15 protein-coding genes and 1 tRNA gene are annotated in these 18,837 nt (G+C 70.4%); 9 read left to right on the top strand and 7 right to left on the bottom strand.

Annotated features, from left to right (window positions below):
• Positions 1–75: 75 nt before the first annotated feature.
• Positions 76–732, bottom strand: a complete 657-nt coding sequence (locus RV986_RS34115) for a zinc-binding dehydrogenase (RefSeq protein ID WP_475921052.1) — start codon at positions 730–732, stop codon at positions 76–78.
• Between the two features lie 161 nt (positions 733–893).
• On the opposite strand from RV986_RS34115, the gene RV986_RS34110 reads away from it, so the two are divergent.
• On the top strand, positions 894–2,282 hold the full coding sequence (locus RV986_RS34110) for an IS1380 family transposase (RefSeq protein WP_475916098.1): 1,389 nt from the start codon (positions 894–896) through the stop codon (positions 2,280–2,282).
• A 140-nt stretch (positions 2,283–2,422) separates the two neighbouring features.
• On the opposite strand, the gene RV986_RS34105 is transcribed toward RV986_RS34110, so the two are convergent.
• The 4 genes from RV986_RS34105 to RV986_RS34090 all read right to left on the bottom strand — a co-directional run bounded on the left by RV986_RS34105 (position 2,423) and on the right by RV986_RS34090 (position 6,126).
• A complete protein-coding gene (locus tag RV986_RS34105) occupies positions 2,423–2,809 on the bottom strand; it encodes an alcohol dehydrogenase catalytic domain-containing protein (protein ID WP_475921051.1) in 387 nt (128 codons plus the stop codon).
• An 892-nt stretch (positions 2,810–3,701) separates the two neighbouring features.
• On the bottom strand, positions 3,702–4,955 hold the full coding sequence (locus RV986_RS34100) for an IS4 family transposase (RefSeq protein WP_475918579.1): 1,254 nt from the start codon (positions 4,953–4,955) through the stop codon (positions 3,702–3,704).
• A gap of 136 nt (positions 4,956–5,091) precedes the next feature.
• On the bottom strand, positions 5,092–5,709 hold the full coding sequence (locus RV986_RS34095) for a hypothetical protein (RefSeq protein ID WP_475921050.1): 618 nt from the start codon (positions 5,707–5,709) through the stop codon (positions 5,092–5,094).
• 243 nt (positions 5,710–5,952) lie between these two features.
• Positions 5,953–6,126 carry a hypothetical protein gene (locus tag RV986_RS34090; RefSeq protein WP_475924743.1) on the bottom strand — a complete coding sequence of 58 codons (174 nt, stop codon included), beginning with the start codon at positions 6,124–6,126 and terminating at the stop codon, positions 5,953–5,955.
• A gap of 249 nt (positions 6,127–6,375) precedes the next feature.
• Here RV986_RS34090 and RV986_RS34085 point away from each other — a divergent pair, with 249 nt between their 5' ends.
• On the top strand, positions 6,376–6,684 hold the full coding sequence (locus tag RV986_RS34085; protein ID WP_475921049.1) for a DUF1876 domain-containing protein: 309 nt from the start codon (positions 6,376–6,378) through the stop codon (positions 6,682–6,684).
• A 295-nt stretch (positions 6,685–6,979) separates the two neighbouring features.
• On the top strand, positions 6,980–7,966 hold the full coding sequence (locus RV986_RS34080; protein WP_475921048.1) for a nucleoside hydrolase: 987 nt from the start codon (positions 6,980–6,982) through the stop codon (positions 7,964–7,966).
• Here RV986_RS34080 and RV986_RS34075 read toward each other — a convergent pair.
• Complete coding sequence (locus RV986_RS34075; protein WP_475921047.1) at positions 7,963–10,515, bottom strand: ABC transporter permease; 2,553 nt, start codon at positions 10,513–10,515, stop codon at positions 7,963–7,965. The genes RV986_RS34080 and RV986_RS34075 overlap by 4 nt on opposite strands.
• A gap of 380 nt (positions 10,516–10,895) precedes the next feature.
• Between RV986_RS34075 and RV986_RS34070 the strand changes: the two genes are divergently transcribed.
• The 3 genes from RV986_RS34070 (at position 10,896) to RV986_RS34060 (ending at position 13,479) form a co-directional block, all read left to right on the top strand.
• On the top strand, positions 10,896–12,158 hold the full coding sequence (locus tag RV986_RS34070; RefSeq protein ID WP_475924533.1) for a sensor histidine kinase: 1,263 nt from the start codon (positions 10,896–10,898) through the stop codon (positions 12,156–12,158).
• Positions 12,131–12,790, top strand: a complete 660-nt coding sequence (locus RV986_RS34065; protein WP_475921046.1) for a response regulator transcription factor — start codon at positions 12,131–12,133, stop codon at positions 12,788–12,790. The genes RV986_RS34070 and RV986_RS34065 overlap by 28 nt, the downstream gene beginning before the upstream one ends.
• 236 nt (positions 12,791–13,026) lie before the next feature.
• Positions 13,027–13,479, top strand: coding sequence for a phospholipase (locus RV986_RS34060; RefSeq protein WP_475921045.1), 453 nt, complete (start codon positions 13,027–13,029; stop codon positions 13,477–13,479).
• Between the two features lie 171 nt (positions 13,480–13,650).
• On the opposite strand, the gene RV986_RS34055 is transcribed toward RV986_RS34060, so the two are convergent.
• Positions 13,651–13,723: transfer RNA gene (locus RV986_RS34055), tRNA-Arg, on the bottom strand.
• A 271-nt stretch (positions 13,724–13,994) separates the two neighbouring features.
• On the opposite strand from RV986_RS34055, the gene RV986_RS34050 reads away from it, so the two are divergent.
• The 3 genes from RV986_RS34050 (at position 13,995) to RV986_RS34040 (ending at position 18,643) form a co-directional block, all read left to right on the top strand.
• Positions 13,995–15,641: a dynamin family protein gene (locus RV986_RS34050; RefSeq protein WP_475921044.1), complete on the top strand. Its 1,647-nt coding sequence runs from the start codon at positions 13,995–13,997 to the stop codon at positions 15,639–15,641.
• A gap of 5 nt (positions 15,642–15,646) precedes the next feature.
• Entirely contained in the window at positions 15,647–17,989 is a 2,343-nt protein-coding gene (locus RV986_RS34045; RefSeq protein ID WP_475921043.1) for a YfjP family GTPase, read from the top strand.
• A 180-nt stretch (positions 17,990–18,169) separates the two neighbouring features.
• Positions 18,170–18,643 (top strand): single-stranded DNA-binding protein, encoded by a 474-nt coding sequence (locus RV986_RS34040; RefSeq protein WP_475921042.1) that lies wholly within the window; start codon positions 18,170–18,172, stop codon positions 18,641–18,643.
• The last annotated feature ends 194 nt before the right edge of the window (positions 18,644–18,837 follow it).

Raw genomic sequence — 18,837 nt, 5'->3', positions numbered from 1 at the left:
ACCGGTCCCACAGCGTTGGGCACACCATCGATCCGGACGAAGACACCGAACCGCCGGCACCGGCCGGGCCGCGTCCTACCTGTTGTCTTCGTCCCGACCGTCCTCGAAGACGAAGAGCGGTTTGGCGCCATGTGCGGGTGCTTCGGCGAACGAGATGGCTTCAGTGAAGCGTTCGAGCGGGAACGGCTCGCCCTGGGGGATGCTCAGCACTTCGTCAGCGACGAGACCGCGCACCTCGGACAGCGCGCGCAGCGCATCCGCAGGTGAGGCAGTGCCGAACCAGCGGTTCAGCCAGAAGCCACGGACTGCTTTGGTCTCGTAGATGACCGAGCGTGCCGACAGCGGGATCGTCAGCGCTGCCGGGTCTGTCTGCCGATGGGTGGAGAGCGCGCCGTAGACCACGACCTCTCCTCCCGGAGCCAGTGCCTGGGACACCTGGGCACCCACGTGGCCCGCGACACAGTCGATGGCCTTGCGCACGCCGGCCGATCCCGCAATCTCGGCCACACGCTGCGACAGGTCCTCGTCCTCGGTGCAGATGACCTCGTCACCACCATGCGCCTTGATCTCCTCGACGGCATCGCGCCGCCGCACGACATTGATCGTGCGCATACCCAGATGCCTGGCCAGCTGAATGACGAGCCGGCCGACGGTGGAGCCCGCGGCCGTCTGCAACAACCATTCACCCGGCTGTACGTCGAGTTCGCGCGTCACCAGGAGCAGCGCGGTCAACGGATTGACGGCGAGCTGACAGGCGCTGGAGTCGCTCAGCCCGGATCCACCGGCTTGATGCCTGTGGATAGTTTCTCCGGAAACGAAGAAGTGCCTTGTGACCTGCGATGATGGGGTTTCTCTAGGACCACATCAGGCACGATCGGCAAGGCACTTCCGAGATGCAATCCTCCCATGCCGCGGCGGCGGTCTCTTCCACGTTCGATGATCCGAACCTGGTCGCGTACGGCGGGCTGGAGCCGGTGGTGCGGCTGGCCGAGCGGTGCGGTCTGCCGGCGTTGGCCGGGGAGCACATCAGGCTGCCGGTCTCGAAGGACGGCACCGGCGCCTTCCCCGCCGCGAAGCTGATGTCGCTGGTGGGCGGCATGGCCGCGGGCGCCGACAGCATCGAGGACATGGACCGGCTGCGGCATGGCGCGATGGGCCGCCTGTTCTCCGGGGTGCGGGCCCCGTCCACGCTGGGGTCGTTCCTGCGCTCCTTCACGCACGGGCATGTGAAGCAACTGCATGCCGTGGCCCGCCGGTTCCTGCCCGAACTGGCCCGTCACACCCCGTTGCTGACCGGCGCGGACCAGGTCGCCTACGTGGACATCGACGACACCATCCGCCGCACCTACGGCTACGCCAAACAGGGTGCAGGCTACGGATACAGCAAGGTCAAGGGCCTGAACGCGTTGCTCGGCATCGTCTCCACACCCCTGTCCGCCCCCGTGATCGCCGCCACCAGGCTGCGTAAAGGGCCCTCGAACTCAGCGCGCGGGGCGGCAGCGTTCGTGGCCGAGACCATCCGCACCGCCCGTGCCTGCGGCGCGAGCGGCCTGCTGGTACTGCGGGCGGACTCCGCGTTCTACGGCGCCGACGTCATCAACGCCTGCCGCGCTCTGGGTGCCCGCTTCTCCGTCACCGTGCGGATGAACGCCTCCGTCAAGGCCGCCATCGCCCACATCGACGAGACCGCCTGGACGCCGATCAAGTACCCCAAGGCTGTCTGGGACGAGGAGGGCCAGTGCTGGATCTCCGACGCAGAGATAGCCGAGGTCCCCTACACCGCGTTCACTTCCAAGCCGAAGAAGCAGCAGGTCACCGCCCGTCTGATCGTGCGCCGCGTCAAGCGCCTGAACCCTGACGCCGTCCCCGTCGGGCAGGGCACCCTGTTCAACACCTGGCGCTACCACGCCGCGTTCACCGACTCCCCGCTCGCCTTGAGGGATGCCGAGCGTGATCACCGTCGGCACGCTGTCGTCGAGCAGGTGATCGCCGATGTCAAGAACAGCGCCTTCGCCCACGCGCCGTCCGGGCATTTCCAGGCCAATGCCGCGTGGCTCGCCCTGGCGGCCCTGGCACACAATCTGACCCGCGCCGCCGGCGCCCTGGCCGGAACATTCCATGCCAGGGCGACCACCGCCACCATCCGTGACCACCTGATCAACGTGCCCGCCCGTCTGGCCCGATCCGCCCGCCGCCTCACCCTGCACCTGCCCGAACGCTGGCCCTGGGGCGAGGACTTCGCCCAGCTGTTCAGCACGGTGCATGCACCACCCGTCCTCTGACTCCCTGACCGACCTGCCCGAAAGGGCCCGAGACCTGTGGAAAAAGTGGAAGAGCTGGGTAGACCAGCGGCCACCCCATGCCCGAATCCGCAACTCAGCCCCGACACGGCCTGCGCGACCCCGAAACGATCAACCGGGAATCAAGCCGGTGGATCCGGGCTCAGATGATCGGGGACCGGCAGGAGCCTTTGCGTATCGGCAACAAGGTATTCCTGCCAAGTACCGGCCACATGCGGCCCGGGTACCGCCGGAACAGCAACGGCCACCACGCGCTCGCCGATCTTCAGTCCCTCGGTATCCGGGCCCAGGGCCTCAATACGGCCCACGCATTCCATGTGACCCCCGACCGTGGGAAACTCGGGGGAGAAACCGTAGCGGCCACGCAGCACGTGCAGATCACTGGCGTGAATCGGAGTCGCCTTCACACGGATCAACGCCTGACCGGCTTCCGGCGTCGGAACAGGCCGGGATTCCAGCCGCAGGACATCGGCCGGCTCGCCAACCTTTCCGGCTACGAGCGCGCGCATGGATTGCGGCATGAGTGGCCTCTCGTCTCTCAGCGCCCGACGAACTCGGCGGGCGTTCTGGACAGGAACAATGCCGGTGGCGACATCCTCGTCGGCGACCAGGCTCCGGACCTTTCCTTCTCGATGGAGCAGGCCCGTGCGCAAAGTGTCATCGGCGTCGGGTCCCCTCCAGGCCTTTACCGAACCGACTCGCCCAGCATGATCATGTGAGCGAGCCGGGTTGGTGGAGGATCGGCGAACGGATCGGATGCCTGAAGGTGTCGGCGAGATTCTTGACGAGCGTCTGTGTGCTGTCAGCCATCATTGATCACCTCGATGGGCTGAACCCCGGGCACATGCCCTGCCGAGTCCGCCGCACGCACCACACCCGAGAGCCTCTGGAGTCCCTGGAGTCCCCGACATCACGCTAGGCGCCACTGACAGGCTCTGCAATCCAGCCTCCGACGGCTCCACCCGGTCGCCAGTCCGTATTGCCGCAGGCGGAGGAACGAGGTCGGCGTAACGACTACAGAGGGCGTCCCCCACTTCATGCCCGCAGCTCGCCAGCGCGCCGCCGGGCGCGGCCGGCCGGGGCGGAGACAGGAGGAGGCGAAGTGAAGGAGACAGGAGGAGGCGGAGTGAAGTGTGATCGAGCAGCGGTATTACGCGGACATGGAGCTGGCGGTGGGGGGTTCCGGTCGCTCAAGACGCAATGCCGCTAAGTTAGGTGGCTCGGATGAGTTGCGGTGTGGGTGGTCCGGTGTGTTTGAGGGCTACGTCGGTGGGGCGTTTCACGCGGTAGGAGTTGTGGCGGGCGCGTTTGATGACGCGGGGGTAGGTGCGGTGGCGACGCCGGGGGTTGGGCCGCTCGGTGATCTCGGCGAGGGTGTGGGCGGTTGCCGTGGGCAGGTGTTCAGGGGGGAAAGGCCGCCTGGTCGGTGACCTGGCGGCGGACGACGCGGACGGAGCGGGCGAATGACAGCCGGTCGGGGTCGTGGCCTGCTTCGTCCGCGGCCTGGCACATCAGGTCCCTGACCGCGTAGTGCGCCAGGAGCAGTCCGTAGATCTCCTGCTCGACCATGTCGGGAGACTTGCTGCGCAGGATCTGGCCGCCACCACGCAGATGCGTCTTGATCTCGTCCAGCGCCGACTCGTGCTCCCACCGCTGGGCATACGCGGTGGCCAGCTCGGTGGCGCTGATCCGGGCGGGGTCCAGGACGGTGGTGATCAGGCAGACCAGTTCCCCGTCGGGATTTCGGTCGGGCACGGTGAACTCCACGGCCCGCACCAGCTGCGCCTGTTCCCCGGGCACCTCCTGCCCGGCCCGGGCGGCGGTCAGGAGTGCCTGGCGGCGCGCGGTCTTGACCGACGGGTCGAAGAGCAGGCCCAGGTAGGAGCCGTCGGGCAGGGCACGAACGACGGGCAGACTCACACCGGCGCCGATCCTCCACACCAGGGCAGCGCCGGTGGCGGCGGCGTCGTGCCACAGCTGCCAGCTGTAGAAACCGGCGTCGGCCAGCAGCAGCATGTCCGGCTCCAAAGCGTCCAGCACACCGGCCGCCAGCGTACGCTCCCCGGTCCGGCAGCCGCCGATTTCCGCCGCGACCACAGCGTGGGTACCGCACTCGGACAGGGTGACCAGGTGCACCTTGGGAAAGGCCGACGCCTTGGGCCCGGAGTTCATCCGTCCGAACGCGGCCACGTTGGCCTCGGTGTCGGCCGCGTCCAGGCCGGTTCCGTCGATCGACATCAGCCGCAGGCCGGCCAGCCACGCGCCCTTGGTGCCGTGTCCGGCCGCCGGGACCGCCGCGCGTCGGAACAACTCCCGCAGCGGTTCGGCCCCCAGCCGGGCCCTGGCCTGCGCGATCGCCGAAGTGCTGGGCACCTGCCAGTCGTCACTCCACGAGCCCAGATGCCGCAGGGAACCGACCAGTTGGCGCATGACCTCCTCCGACCCGCTCCCGAAGAACAAGCCCTGCGCGATCACGTAACGGATCATCACATGAGCGGGAAGCCGCCGCACCCGCCTCTCCCGCCGACCCGTGACGTCCAGGACCTCCTCCAGCAGATCCCGGGGAAACGTACGGGCGAGCACACCCAACTCGATGTGGTCCGTCAGCCGCCCGCCCGACGGCTCGTCCCCACTGACCTGCCCAACTCGCGCCACGAACCGCACCCTAGCGAGACGGCTGCCCCCCTGCCCCATCGTCAGGCGGACGACACGAGCCGCCTAACTTAGCGGCATTGGCTCAAGACGCGCCGCAGCCTCCGATGTCAGCGGCCCCGTGCCTGCTACTCAGGGGTCACACATAATTCGTGCACGCAGGGTGCTTACCGCCCTTGACCTCAACACAGGCCATGACCGGGAAGTCCGCGGAGAGCATCGGCGTGTGAAAGGCGTTGATCAGGTTCGATGAGCCCCCGGACATGTCCTTCCCAACCGTTTTGCCACTGATCGTGCCGTCAACAGTCCCCCACTTGCGGTGCTGGTTGTCGTTCTGTCCCTTGCGAGCCATGTAGAAGGACACAGAGGCATCCCCTTTCATGAGGACAACCCACTTCGTTTGGCATGCCTTCGACTGGAATACCTGTACGGTCCCGGCGCCAGGTTTGGTGGCGGACTCGCCGACGAGTTCGCTGTCCGATCCGCACCCTTGCGCGTAGGGGTCTGCACTGACTGCCTTGACGCCGTTCGACTGGAATACCTGTACGGTCCCGGCGCCAGGTTTGGTGGCGGACTCGCCGACGAGTTCGCTGTCCGATCCGCACCCTTGCGCGTAGGGGTCTGCACTGACTGCCTTGACGCCGGCGGAACCATCCTTTGGAACGGGCTTGGAGTCGTCTTTCCCGTCACCGCTGTTTCCGGCCACGGTGATGGCCGCCACGGCAATGCTCGCGGCGGCAGTGACCAGGGCGACCACGACGGTTGGATCAAATCGCCTCCGCTGGCGTACTCGAGGCTCCGGGTTGGGAGGTTCCTCGACGTCAGGGGTGTCAGTACTGGTGGACGGCGGCGCCGGTTCTGTCATAGAGCCCTCGCATCGGGAGGCTTTCGCTGCTCCGAGACTCTGACATGCCGGATATGACGGCCCTTGGCGAGTGCAGGTAGGTTCGCCGTTTCGTGTTATCGCCAGTACCGCACCTTGACGTGCCCTTGCATCTGTTCAGTTGGAAGTGTGGGATTTGAAATCGCGCGCGTAGGCCGGGAGTTCGACCCCTTGGTGGTGTGCGTTCGTGAAGAGTTCCGCGGTGACCGTGCAGCCGCCGCGGCTGTCGTGGACGACGGCCGGGTGTGCGATCACGCTGACCATGCGCAAGCCCCGGCCGCGCTCGGCCACTGCTGAGGGGCTGTTTCATGCCCTCGTTCGGCAAGTGACACCCCACCTTGCCGTCCGGCCGCCCCCCGGACGAAAACGGCCCTGATCCGGTGCCGGAAACGGGCCTTGCCCCGGGCGTCTCGTAGCCGTGCCGTCACTCCTTGTCCCCGTCGCCGCCAGGCCGTGCGGAGCGGGGCGAAGGAGCACACTCTGGTACTAGGGGCCGAGGCCCCGCACCAGGGGCCGGGGCCCGCCCCGGAGGTGATCGCAATGACACAGACGACACACGCGCAGCAGGCTCAGCCGGAGGCACGGACCGCCGTCGGCTGGCACGTCGAGATCGAATTCGAGGAGGACAACCACCGCACCCGCGCCGCCGCCCTCCTTCGGCTCCCCGACGGGAACGAGGTCCGCGCCCACGGGTACGCCAGTCGGCACCCCTCCGACTCGAATCAGCCGAGAGTCGGCGAGGAGGTCGCGGGCGCGAGGGCGCTCAACGAACTGGCGATGAAGCTGCTGACCAAGGCGCACGACGAGATCGACGAGGCGTCGGGAAGGACCTCGCACCCGCTGAGGTGAGCCGGATCCGTGTCGGGCCGCCTCCACCGCGGGACAACCGAAGAGGAGATCCAGGAGGCCGGGCGCCTGGCGGGAGCCCGGCCTCCCGGACAAGTACGTACATGCACATCCGCCATGCACATCTGCCATGCACATCTGCTGGAGCATGTACATGCACATCCGCGGCATGCGGCAGGAGCCGTCCGCCCGGGCAGCGGATGACGGATGACGGATACCGAGTCCGATGACGGCGGGGCTGCCGCATCATGGCCCCAGCGATCCGGTCCACAAGCCGCCCTACGTCAAAGGGACGCCCATGCCCAAGAAGATCCTCATCGACTGCGACCCCGGCCTCGACGACGCCATCGCGATCCTGCTCGCCGCGGGGAACCCCGATGTCGAGATCGTCGCCGTCACCACCGTCGCGGGCAACCAGACGATCGAGAAGGTCACCCTCAACGCCCGGCAGGTCTGCACCCTGGCGGGTCTGCACGACGTACCCGTCGCGGCGGGCGCCGGCGGCCCCCTCGTCCGCGATCAGACCCTCGCCGCCGAGATCCACGGGGACACCGGCATGGACGGCCCCGCCTTCATCACTCCCGCCATGGAAACCGACCCCCGACACGCCGTCGACGTGATCATCGAGACGGTGCTGGCCCACCCCGGTGAGATCACCCTCGTCCCCACCGCACCCCTGACCAACATCGCGCTCGCGCTGCGCCGGGAGCCCCGTATCGCCGAGTTGGTCGCGGAGGTCGTCCTCATGGGCGGGTCGTACACCCGTGGCAACATCACCCCGGCGGCCGAGTTCAACATCCACGCCGATCCCGAGGCGGCCTCCATCGTCTTCTCGGCGGACTGGCCCGTGACCATGGTCGGCCTCGACCTGACCGCGCAGGCCGCCGCCACCCCTGAACTGCTGGCCCGTATCGAGGCGTTGGGCACCCCCGTGTCCCGGTTCGTCGTCGACCTCCTCAACCACTACAACGTCAACGTCGGCAAGGTCCACGGCGCGATGGCCACCATCCACGACGCCTGCGCGGTCGGCCGGGCCATCGACCCGAGCCTGATGGAGGTCACCCCGGCCCATGTCGAGGTCGAGCTGCGGGGTACGGCGACCTACGGGATGACGGTCACCGACTTCCGCGGGCGCTCCGGACCGGCGAACACCTCCGTCGCCACGAAGTTGCACACCGAACGTCTGTGGGACCTGCTCATCGGCTCACTCGAAACCATCGCCGCCACGACCGACGCCGCCACCGGCACCGCCGGAACCACTGCCACCGCGCGGACGTCCGGCTAGCGCCGCAGGGCGACCGCGGCGGACGCCACGGACGAGACCACGGCGAGCACCGCGCAGGCGCCCACGGCCGCGCCGACGGCCGTCCACGGAATCTCGATCGCCGTCCGCACCGACAGCAGGCCCAGGGCGCTCCACATCCCCAGCAGATTGAGGACGGTGACCAGGAGCCCCAGTATTCCGCCGACCGTGACCACCAGCAGCGCCTCCGCGCCGACCAGCCGGAGTGCCTGCCGGCGGGTGGCTCCGGCCAGACGCAGCACGGCCAGATCGCGCACCCGGTCGGAGGTCGCCATGACCATCGTGTTGACCAGGGAGATGCCGGTGTAGAGCAGGGCGATGCCCAGGACCAGCAGGAGGCCGAGCCGGGTCGTCCGGTTCGTCTCGGGGTAACCGGCCCGTACCCACTGGTCCTTGGTGAAGACCCGCCCGCCCGAGGTGTGCACGGCCGCACGCAGTGCCGCGGCCACGACCCCCGCCCCTGCCCCCGCCCCCGCCCCCGCCCCCGCCCCCACATCGGCACCGCCCACGAGGGCGACGTCGACCCGGTCGACCATCGCGCCCGGGGCGTTGCGCGGGGTGACGTACACGCCGTTGTTGCCGGTGCCGGTGGTCATCACCGCGGCGATGCGCAGCGATTTCTCGGTGCCGTCGCCGAGCCACACCCGTACCCGCTGCCCCACGGTGTGGTGCTGCCACTCCTCGTTGACGATGATCGAGTCGTCGTCGAGGTCGCTCACCTTGCCGGCGACGACCGGCAGCCGGGTGGTGGCGGCGAGCGGGCCGGGCTCCGCGGCGCGCGCCTCGGACTCGACCAGCGCCACGCCGTCCTCCAGGACGTAGACGGCACTGGAGGAGGTCGCGGACACATCGGCGCCGGGCACTTCGTTCAGCTTGCGCAGCGTCGCCGCGTCGAAGCCCGCGCCGCTCGCCGGGGTGACGACGAAGTCGGCGGCCGTACGCTCGCGCGTCTCGGTGGCCTTCGCCTGGTTCAGCGTCGCGGTGGCGCCCAGCAGTGACCCGGCCAGCGCGACCGTGACCAGGACGGGTGCCGCGATCGCGGCGGTGCGCCGGACCGCGGCGGCGGCGTTCTCCCGCACCAGCACTCCGCCGGCGCCGGGCAACTGGGCCGGGAGCCAGCCGATCAGCCGGGTCAGCGGGCGCACCACGACCGGCGCGAGCAGGGCGACCGCGGTGATCAGCAGCATCGGCCGGCTCACATAGGTCTTCCGGTGCAGCAGGTCGCCCGGGTCGGTGGCCAGGGCCGCTCCCAGCGTCACAGCGGCGACCACCAGCAGCGCCAGCCCGAACAGCAGGCGGCCCCGGGTCATCGTCCGGGAGTCCACCGATGCCTCGCGCAGCGCCTGCAGGGGTCCCGTGCGGCCCGCCCGCCAGGAGGCGGCCACGACGCCGCACAGCGCGACGAGCAGTCCCGTCCAGAACGCCAGATGGTACGGCCAGGTGTGGTCGCCGATGGTGAACCAACTCGGCGCGAGACCTCCGTCGACCACCAGCTCGGCCAGCCGTGGCGCACCGTACGCACCGAGCACGCAGCCGGTGGCGGAGGCGAGCACACCCACGACGAGGGCCTCGGCGACGACCATCCGGCGGAGTTGCCCCGGGGTCGCCCCGGCCGTGCGCAGCAGTCCGAACTCCCGGCGCCGCTGGGCGACCGCGAACGCGAAGGTGGACGCCACTACGAAGACCGAGACGAAGGCGGTGACACCGCCCGCCGTGCCGAACATCGCGTTCAGCGCGGTGAGGGCCTCGCTGTCCCGGTCCGGATCGGCGTCGGCTCGGCGGCGCGCGTCACCGGTGAGGACCTGGACACCCGCGCTGCCGCGCACCGCCTCGCGCACGGCTGCCGCGTCGGCGTCCACGACGAGTTGGACACTGCTCGGCGACAGTTCGGCGGCGCGCTCGTCGGCGTAGAAGACCGCGTTCTCGAAGCCGCGCCCGGCGACGGTTCCCGTGCTCCCTACGGTTCCTGTGCCTCGTACGGTTCCCGTGCCCGGTACGCTGCCGGCGACCCACACGGAGCCAACGACCCGTACGGAGCCAACGACCCGCACGGTGCCGCGATCGGTCCGTACGCGCTCGCCCGGCTTGGCCCAGTCGCCGCTGACGACGACCTCGTCGGGCGCGCGGGGCGCGCGTCCCGCGTCGATCTCGTACGGGGCGAAGGCAGCGATGGACCAGGGGTGGCCCACCAGGTCACCGGGCCCACCCCACGCCCGTACGGCGAACGACCGGTCCTCCACGACGGTGCCGAGCTCCTTCAGCCTCGCCACCGCCCCGGCGGGCACGGCACGCGGATGGGCGAGCTTCCGCACCCGGTCGCCGACCGAGGTGGGAACCCGCAGGGTGTCCGCTCCCCTGACCACGACCGGCGCGGCAGCGAACCGCTCCGGTCTCGCGTGGGGCGCGTCCAGCGACGAGGCGAGGGCCAGGCCCATCACCGCGATCAGTGCGACGCCCAGGGAGAGCGCGACGAAGCTGCCGACGAAGGTGACCCAGCGGGTGCGCAAGGTGCGCAGGGCGACGTTCAGCACGGCACGGCTTTCAGCCCGGCCGTGCGGGCGACGTCGCCGTCACCGGAGATCACACCTATTACGCCGATTGATCTGATTGATCTGATTGATCCGAATACCAACATCGCCAACATCGCTTCCATTGCCCACATTGCCCACATTGCCCACTTTTCTCCGCCGTCTCGTCCGTCTCCTCGTGGTCTCCTCACCGGCTCCACGAAACCCGGTCGAGGCACCACGGCGCAGTGCGGCAGAAGCGAGACTCGGGGTAGGGCCAGGCCTACCCCGCATCCGCCCCCTGGACGGATGGCACCGGCCGGGGCGGCCCTTCTACGGTGACGCCCATGGACCCTCGGCCCCGGTACTCCCGGCCCCCGCACCCCCGGAATGTCTGGCAGGCCATGCCCAGGTCCGGCTTCCTGCTGTCGTCGTGGCCGTGGCGTTCGGTCGGATATCTGCTCACCGGCGCGCTGACCGGCGTTGTCGCCCTCGTCGTGATCGTGACCACGGCGGTCGTCGGCGGCATCCTCACGCTCGTCCTGGTGGGGCTTCCGCTGCTCGCCGTCGTGGCCCTGACCGGAATCCCGGTGGCCAGGGTGGAGCGGCGCAGGCTGCGCCTGATCGACCGGGACCCGGCCCCCGACCGGTACCGGGCGCCCGCGGCAAAGGGCCTGTGGCCCTGGCTGACGACGCGGCTGAGGGAACGGGCGACGTGGCGGGAGCTCGGGTACGCCCTGCTCTTCGCGGGGCTGCTGTGGCCCGTCGACGCCCTTGCGATCACGGTCGCCCTGCTCTGTCCGCTGTCCCTGGTCGCGACCCCGCTGCTGATGGCCACGGTCGGCGACGGGCGGGAGGCCAAGGTGCTCAAGCAGTGGACGGTCACCGCCTGGCCGACGGCCCTCGGTATCGCCGCGCTCGGGCTCCTCCTCCTTGCCCTGGGCGCCTATGTCCTAGGGGTCGCGGCCGGCGCCCGAGCGGAACTGACGCGTGTTCTGATCGCACCGCGCGAGGGTGATCTGGGCGCGAAGGTCGTGGAACTGACGCGTTCGCGGGTCCGTCTGGTGGACGCCTTCGAGGCGGAGCGGCGGCGTATCGAGCGCGATCTGCACGACGGGGCGCAGCAGCGGCTGGTGGCGCTGACGATGACGCTCGGCCTGGCCCGTCTGGACGCGCCGCCCGGGCCACTCTCCGATCAACTGGCCAAGGCCCATGCGGAGGCGGGCAAAGTACTCGCGGAGCTGCGCGAACTCATTCACGGCATCCACCCCAAGGTCCTCGCGGACTACGGCCTCCAGGCGGCGGTCGCCGACGCCGCGGACCGCTCCGCGGTTCCCGTGGACGTCGACCTGGAGCTGCCCGGTCGGCTGCCGCAGGCGATCGAGGCCGCCGCGTACTTCGTGGTCTGCGAAGCCCTCGCCAACGTCGCCAGGCACAGCGGGGCGAGCCGCGCGGAGGTGAGCGGGGAACACCGGGACGGGCGCCTGTTCCTGCGGGTGCGCGACGACGGCCGGGGCGGGGCGGACGCCGGGACCGGCAGCGGGCTGACCGGACTCGCGGACCGGGTGTCGGTGCTCGATGGCAGACTCTCCCTGTCCAGCCCGCCGGGCGGACCAACCCTGTTGCGTGTGGAGTTTCCTTGCGAACGGACCGATCCCTCCGTGTAGTTCTGGCCGAGGACAGCGTGCTGCTGCGGGAAGGGCTGATCGGTCTGCTCGGCCGCTGCGGGCACGAGGTGGTCGCGGCCGTCGGTGACGCCACGGCCCTGGTCGCCGCGGTCGAGGAACACGGACCCGACATCGTCGTGACGGACGTACGCATGCCTCCGGCGTTCCAGGACGAGGGGTTGCACGCGGCGGTGCGGCTGCGCGAGCGGCGGCCCACGCTGCCCGTCCTGGTGCTCAGCCAGTACGTGCAGCGGACGTACGCCGCGGAACTGCTGGACTCCGGTGACGGATCGGGCGTCGGCTATCTGCTGAAGGACCGGGTGGGGCAGGTCGAGGAGTTCGTGGACGCCCTGTGCGAGGTCGCGGACGGCGGTACGGTCGTCGATCCCGAAGTCGTACGCCAACTGCTGCGCCGGCGCCGCGATCCGCTGGAGCGGCTCACCCCGCGTGAGCGGGAGGTCCTGGCCCTGATCGCGGAGGGCAAGTCGAACGGCGCGATCGCCCGCGAACTGGTGGTGTCCGAGGCGGCCGTGGGCAAACACATCGGCGGCATCCTCACCAAGCTGGACCTGCCTCCGGCGGCCGCGACCCATCGCAGGGTACTGGCGGTCCTGGCCTACCTGCGCGCGTGACGCCGGGGGTTCTCCCCCCGCCCCTGGCCCCTGACTCCTGTTCCCTCTCCCCGCCCGGCCATTGCCCCGTGAGGCCCCTGGCCACTCGGCCCACCCACAGAACTTCAGCCCCTCCAACGGAGTTGGGCCCCTCCCGGATGTAGATGCGGCATGCGTCCGGCATAGCCCCGTGGCGAACGCTGAGCGCTGCCCGGTGAATCCCACCGCGGCAGTCCGCGCCCACGGAGGAAGAGCCCATGCGCCGTCGCATCGCCGCCCCGCTGACCACCGCCGCCCTCGCCGTGACCGTCGCCCTGCTGCCCGCCGTGTCGGCGCAGGCCGCGCCCGCCGACAAAGCCACGGTCCTCAGCAGCTGGACCCAGACCAGCGCGACCAGCTACAGCGCCTTCTTCGCGGCCCGGGCCAACCAGAGCACATGGAGCGCGTACGGCTTCGACTGGTCCACCGACTACTGCTCGAGCTCCCCCGACAACCCGTTCGGGTTCCCCTTCGCCAATTCCTGCGCACGCCACGACTTCGGCTACCGCAACTACAAGGCGGCCGGCGCCTTCGACGCCAACAAGTCGCACATCGACAGCGCGTTCTACGCGGATCTCCAGCGTGTCTGCGCGGCCTACAGCAGCGTGAAGAAGGCGTCGTGCAACGCGACGGCCTGGACCTACTACCAGGCGGTCGACAAGCTCGGGTGACGACGGGGAAACCGAGCGTGACGATTGCCGGTCCCGACGCACCCGCTCCGGCTCGGACTCGCCCCGGCTCGGACTCGCTCCGACCCGCGGCGCCGAGAAACGCCAAGCGCCGACAAAGGCCCTACGGCCCTACGGCCCTACCCACCTGCGACAACACAGTCAGCGGCGGAGCGCCCCCGGCAGGACTCGAACCTGCGGCCAAGCGCTTAGAAGGCGCCTGCTCTATCCACTGAGCTACGGGGGCCGGGTGTGGTGGCCGGTTTCGTGGTGCCCGGGTGTGGGCTGATCCGTGACCTTGCCGGGGACAAGGATAGGGCTCCCGGGTCCTTGTCCCTGATGCTGCGCCTCCGTGGCTCGATGTGGAGGTTCAGTGAAGCGGTCCTGATAATCGCAGGCAGGTACGAATCGCGCATCGCTTTTGGCGTCTGGCGCATCGGGTGTTGTGCACTCGTTATGCCTGCGCCCCAGTCATCCCTTCCGCCCCGTGTGTCCTGTCGGCGCGCAGACATAGTCATATGCTTCAGAAAGACTCCAAAATTGGGCATTCTTCGCATGTGGTGACCTTGGACGTACGGCCTCAGCTGCTCGACGCACTTTCCGCCCTGCGCGACCGTGTCGCCGCCGCACGCTTCCCGCTGCCCCTGGCGGGGGCTCCACGCGCGCGTGCCAATCGCGACGAACTGCTCGCACAACTCGACGACTATTTGGTGCCCCGGTTGAGAGAACCCGAAGCACCCCTTCTCACCGTGATCGGCGGCTCGACCGGGGCGGGGAAATCCACTCTCGTCAACTCCCTTGTGGGACGCCGGGTCAGCGAGGCCGGCGTGTTGCGGCCGACGACCCGTACGCCGGTGCTGGTGTGCCATCCGGAGGACCACCACTGGTTCAGCGGGATGCGGGTGCTGCCCGACCTCACGCGCGTGTGGATGCCCCATCAGGAGCACGGCGACGACCTGCAGGCGCTCGTCGGGCGCGGGGAGAGGGTCCTGCGCATCGAAACCGCCGACACCCTCCCCCGCGGCCTCGCCCTCCTCGACGCGCCCGACATCGACTCCCTGGTCGCCGACAACCGAGTACTGGCCGCCGAACTGATCTGCGCGGCCGACATCTGGGTCATGGTGACCACGGCCGCCCGTTATGCCGACGCCGTGCCCTGGCATCTGCTGCGTACCGCCAAGGAGCACAGGGCGACCCTGGTCACCGTCCTCGACCGAGTGCCCCACCAGGTCGTGTCCGAGGTCTCGCGCCAGTACGGTGCCCTGCTCACCAAGGCCGGGCTCGGCGAGGTCCCCCGCTTCACCGTGCCCGAACTGCCCGAGTCCGCGTGGGGCGGCGGCCTGCTGCCCGCCACCGCCGTCGCGCCCCTGCGCAACTGGCTCCTCCACCAGGCACAGGACCCGGGAGCCCGGCACCAGGCGATGGCCCGTACGGCCCAGGGAGTCCTCGACTCGCTGAAGTCCCGGATGCCGGAGCTGGCCGGCGCGGCCGCCGCGCAGCACGCCGCCGCGCTGCGGCTCACCGCGGCCGTCGACGCGGCCTACGACAGCGAGCACACGCGCGTGAAGGGCCGTTTGCAGGCCGGCGCCGTGCTCGCCGGGGACGCGCTCAAGCGGTGGCGCGCCTACCCGCTGGACTGCACCTCCGGCGAACTGCTCGACGCACTCGTCGAGAGCCTGGCCGCACTCCTGCTGTGCGCCGTCACGGCCGCCGACGAGCGGGTGGACGAGGCCTGGCGGCGCGAACCGGGTGCGGAGGCTCCGGGGCTGACGGACCGTGATCCGACGCTGGAGAACGCCGAGCACCGGATCGGCATGAGCGTACGGCGTTGGCGGCGGGTCCTGGAGGAGTACGCCGAGGACGAGGTCGGCCGCCTCGACAAGAGCGTGGCCCCGGACGCCGAGGCCGTCGCCGCGCTGGTCGCCACCGCGCTCCTGGGCAGCCACCGGGCACGGGCCGCGGGCGAGGGGCTGGCCGAGCGGCTCGGCGCGCAGGGGGCCCTGCGGCTGCGTGACCGGGGCGGGCGCCTCCTCACCGAATACCTCGACCGGGCCCTGCACACCGAGCGCGAGCGCCGCCTCGCCCCGCTCGACGCCCTCGACGTGCATCCCGAGCCCCAGGCCGAACTCATCGCCGCGCTGTCGGTACTGCAGAAGGAGAGGTGACCGCGGTGACTGCCGTCACAGACCACACGGATCACGCCGACCACACCGGAAACGAGCCCCCTGAAGACGGCACCTCCGACCAGGGCAGTTCCGAAAATGGTCCCGAAATCGGTCCCGGAAACGGTCCCGGAAACGGTCCCGGAAACGGTTTCTCCGAAGGCACGCGTTTCGAGGCCGCGGAGTCCCCGGAGCCGGAGAAGGACTCCGACCGGGCCACGGACGGCGGACCTGCCGCCGGGAAGGCCTCCCCCGAAGCTCACGACGCCGCGGCGAAGGCCACGGAAACCGGGCAGGCCGAGGAGGTCAAGGGGGGCGAGGGGCCGCAGGGAGCGGCCTCCGTCGGTGCCCGTCCCGGCGGCGTGCACGCGCGCGTGGAGCGTGACACCGGGCACACGCGCGTGCAGGACGACGGCGTCCCGGCCCGTACCGACTCCGAGACCCCCCACACCGATTCCCGAGCCGCCCGTACCGACTCCGAAACCGCCCGCCCCGGCTCCCAGACCATCCGCCCCGGCTCCGAAACCACCCACGCCGACGCCCAGACCACCCCCACCGACTCCCAGACCACCCCCACCGACTCCCAGACCACCCCTTCCGACCCGGAAACCGCCCGTACCGACTCCGAAACCGCCCGTACCGACTCCGAAACCGCCTGGGACGACGGCCTGATCGCCCGCCGGGCGTCCGAGACGGCCACCGGCCAGGACACCCCGGTCCTGGAGACCAAGACCGTCGTACAGGCCCCGCCGCCCCCGCTCGCCTACGACGGCCCCCTGAGGTCGCGGCTCGACGCGCTCCGCGAGCTGGTGGGGCTGTCCCGCACCCGGCTCGACAGCAGGACGCTCGCCGAGGCGGGCCGGGTCCTCGACGAGGCAGGGGCGCGCCGCAAGCTCTCCGGAGAGCACACCGTCGTCGCCATCGCCGGGGCCACCGGCAGCGGCAAGTCGCAGCTCTTCAACGCGCTCGCCGGGGTGGCCATCTCGGAGACGGGCGTCCGCAGGCCGACCACCGCGGCACCCATCACCTGCAGCTGGAGCGACGGCGCGGCGACGCTCATCGACCGGCTCGGCATCCCGGGACGGCTGCGCAGGCGTCCACTGCAGAGCCCGGAGGCGGAGGCGCAGCTACGCGGCCTCGTCCTGGTCGATCTGCCCGACCACGACTCCGCGGCCGTCCAGCACCGCGAACAGGTGGACCGCATCCTGGCCCTCGTCGACGCGGTCATCTGGGTCGTGGACCCCGAGAAGTACGCCGACGCCATGATCCACGAGCGCTATCTGCGGCCCATGGCGGGGCACGCGGAGGTCACCTTCGTCGTCCTCAACCAGGTGGACCGGCTGCCCGGCGAGGCCGCCGACCAGGTCCTGGACGATCTTCGGCGGCTGCTGGACGAGGACGGGATCGCGCTGGGCGAGTACGGCGAGCCCGGCGCCACCGTGCTCGCGCTGTCCGCGCTCACCGGGGACGGCATCGCGGAGCTGCGCGAGTCACTGGGCCAGTTCGTGACCGAGCGAGGAGCCGCCGCACGGCGAATTTCAGCCGATCTCGACGCGGCCGCCGCACGACTGCGGCCCGTCTACGCGACCGGGCGACGTACCGGGCTCAGCGAGGAGGCGCGCGACGAGTTCGCGGACCGGCTCGCGGACGCGGTGGGTGCCACGGCGGCCGGCCAGGCGGCCGAGCGCGCGTGGCGCCGCAACGCCAACCGCGCATGCGGCACACCCTGGCTGCGGCTGTGGCGGTGGTGCCGCGACGGGGGCGAATCACTGACCGGACGGCTGGCGGTCCGGGAGCCCGCCGACGAGGAGGCCACGGCCCGGCAGCGCGTCGAGCAGGCCGTACGTACGGTGGCGGACCGGGCGGCCCGCGGGCTGCCCGCGCCCTGGGCGCAGGCGGTGCGCGAGGCGGCCGTACGCGGTGCGCAGGGGCTGCCGGAGGCGCTGGACGACATGGCGACGCGCGCCACGACACCGGTGGGACGACCCCCGCGACCGGGCTGGTGGCCGATCGCGGTGCTCGCGCAGGCCTCGATGACGATCCTCCAGATCGTCGGCGGGCTCTGGCTGTTGGGGCAGGTCATCGGCTTCATGGCGCCGAATCTCGGGGTGCCGGTGCTGCTGATGGTGGCCGGCATCATCGGCGGCCCGGCCGTCGAGTGGGGCAGCAGGATGGCGGCGCGGGGACCGGCTCGGCGGTACGGGTTGGAGGCGGAACGGCGGTTGCGCGAGGCCGCCGCCGGGTGCGGGAGGGCGCGGGTACTGGATCCGGTGGCGGCGGAGCTGCTGCGGTATCGGGAGGTACGGGAGCAGTTCGGGCGGGTCACGGGGGCGTCGGCGCCTGTCGGCTGACACGGCAACACCTCCCGGCCGATGTGTCCCCACCCCATCGAGTGATGCGGTTGTCCACAACCCGCTGGTGGTGCACAGCGCTCAGCGGGCTCGCCCCGGCGGAGGCAGTCTGAACTCGCGGCGAACGCGGAACGTGCGATCGCCGCGACAGACACAGCCGTACGGGAGAGGGGTCCGGGCATGAACGAGACGATGGTGTGCGTGGTGGGGAACGTCGCGACGCAGCCGGTGTACAGGGAGTTGGCGACGGGAGCGTCGGCGAGGTTCCGGCTGGCGGTGACGTCGCGCTACTGGGATCGCGAGAAGAGCGAGTGGACCGACGGACACACCAACTTCTTCACGGTGTGGGCCAGGCGCGCGCTGGCGACGAACGTGGGGGCGTCCGTGTCGGTGGGCGACCCGGTCGTCGTGCAGGGGCGGCTGAAGGTGCGCACCGAGCAGCGCGACGGCCAGAGTTGGACCTCGGCGGATGTCGAGGCGGCGGCGATCGGACACGACCTCTCACGCGGCACGTCCGCGTTCCGCCGGGCGTCCAAGGGTGACATGGGAGCGAATCCGACGCCTCAGCCGGAGCCCAGTTGGGAGACAGAACCACCGGCTCGGTCCGCAGCGGCCGCCTCCCAACCGCACCCCGAGCCGGCCGGAGTGACCTGACGTCAGAGTCTGATGTCACGTACGGATTCGACGACCTGAACGAACGAACGACCGTTCAGGCGATCCGGCCGAACTGTGGCTTATCGACAAACGTGCTCCGGGCACTCCCCGTGGATTTGTCGATAAGCGCAGCTCACAGACGTGCCGACCGATAACGATTCCGATTCGGATCGGTTATCCGACGGCATGACCGG

The organism is Streptomyces sp. RLA012, from assembly GCF_056270325.1.
Note: the sequence above shows the minus strand (reverse complement) of the source record. Positions and strands in the feature narration are given on the sequence as shown.

What these genes read in the sequence shown, in the direction of transcription:
- RV986_RS34110 (WP_475916098.1), top strand. Translation starts at nt 894, where the DNA reads ATGCAATCCTCCCATGCCGCGGCGGCGGTCTCTTCCACGTTCGATGAT.
- RV986_RS34105 (WP_475921051.1), bottom strand. Translation starts at nt 2,809, where the DNA reads ATGCGCGCGCTCGTAGCCGGAAAGGTTGGCGAGCCGGCCGATGTCCTG.
- RV986_RS34085 (WP_475921049.1), top strand. Translation starts at nt 6,376, where the DNA reads ATGACACAGACGACACACGCGCAGCAGGCTCAGCCGGAGGCACGGACC.
- RV986_RS34080 (WP_475921048.1), top strand. Translation starts at nt 6,980, where the DNA reads ATGCCCAAGAAGATCCTCATCGACTGCGACCCCGGCCTCGACGACGCC.
- RV986_RS34070 (WP_475924533.1), top strand. Translation starts at nt 10,896, where the DNA reads ATGCCCAGGTCCGGCTTCCTGCTGTCGTCGTGGCCGTGGCGTTCGGTC.
- RV986_RS34060 (WP_475921045.1), top strand. Translation starts at nt 13,027, where the DNA reads ATGCGCCGTCGCATCGCCGCCCCGCTGACCACCGCCGCCCTCGCCGTG.
- RV986_RS34050 (WP_475921044.1), top strand. Translation starts at nt 13,995, where the DNA reads ATGCTTCAGAAAGACTCCAAAATTGGGCATTCTTCGCATGTGGTGACC.
- RV986_RS34040 (WP_475921042.1), top strand. Translation starts at nt 18,170, where the DNA reads ATGAACGAGACGATGGTGTGCGTGGTGGGGAACGTCGCGACGCAGCCG.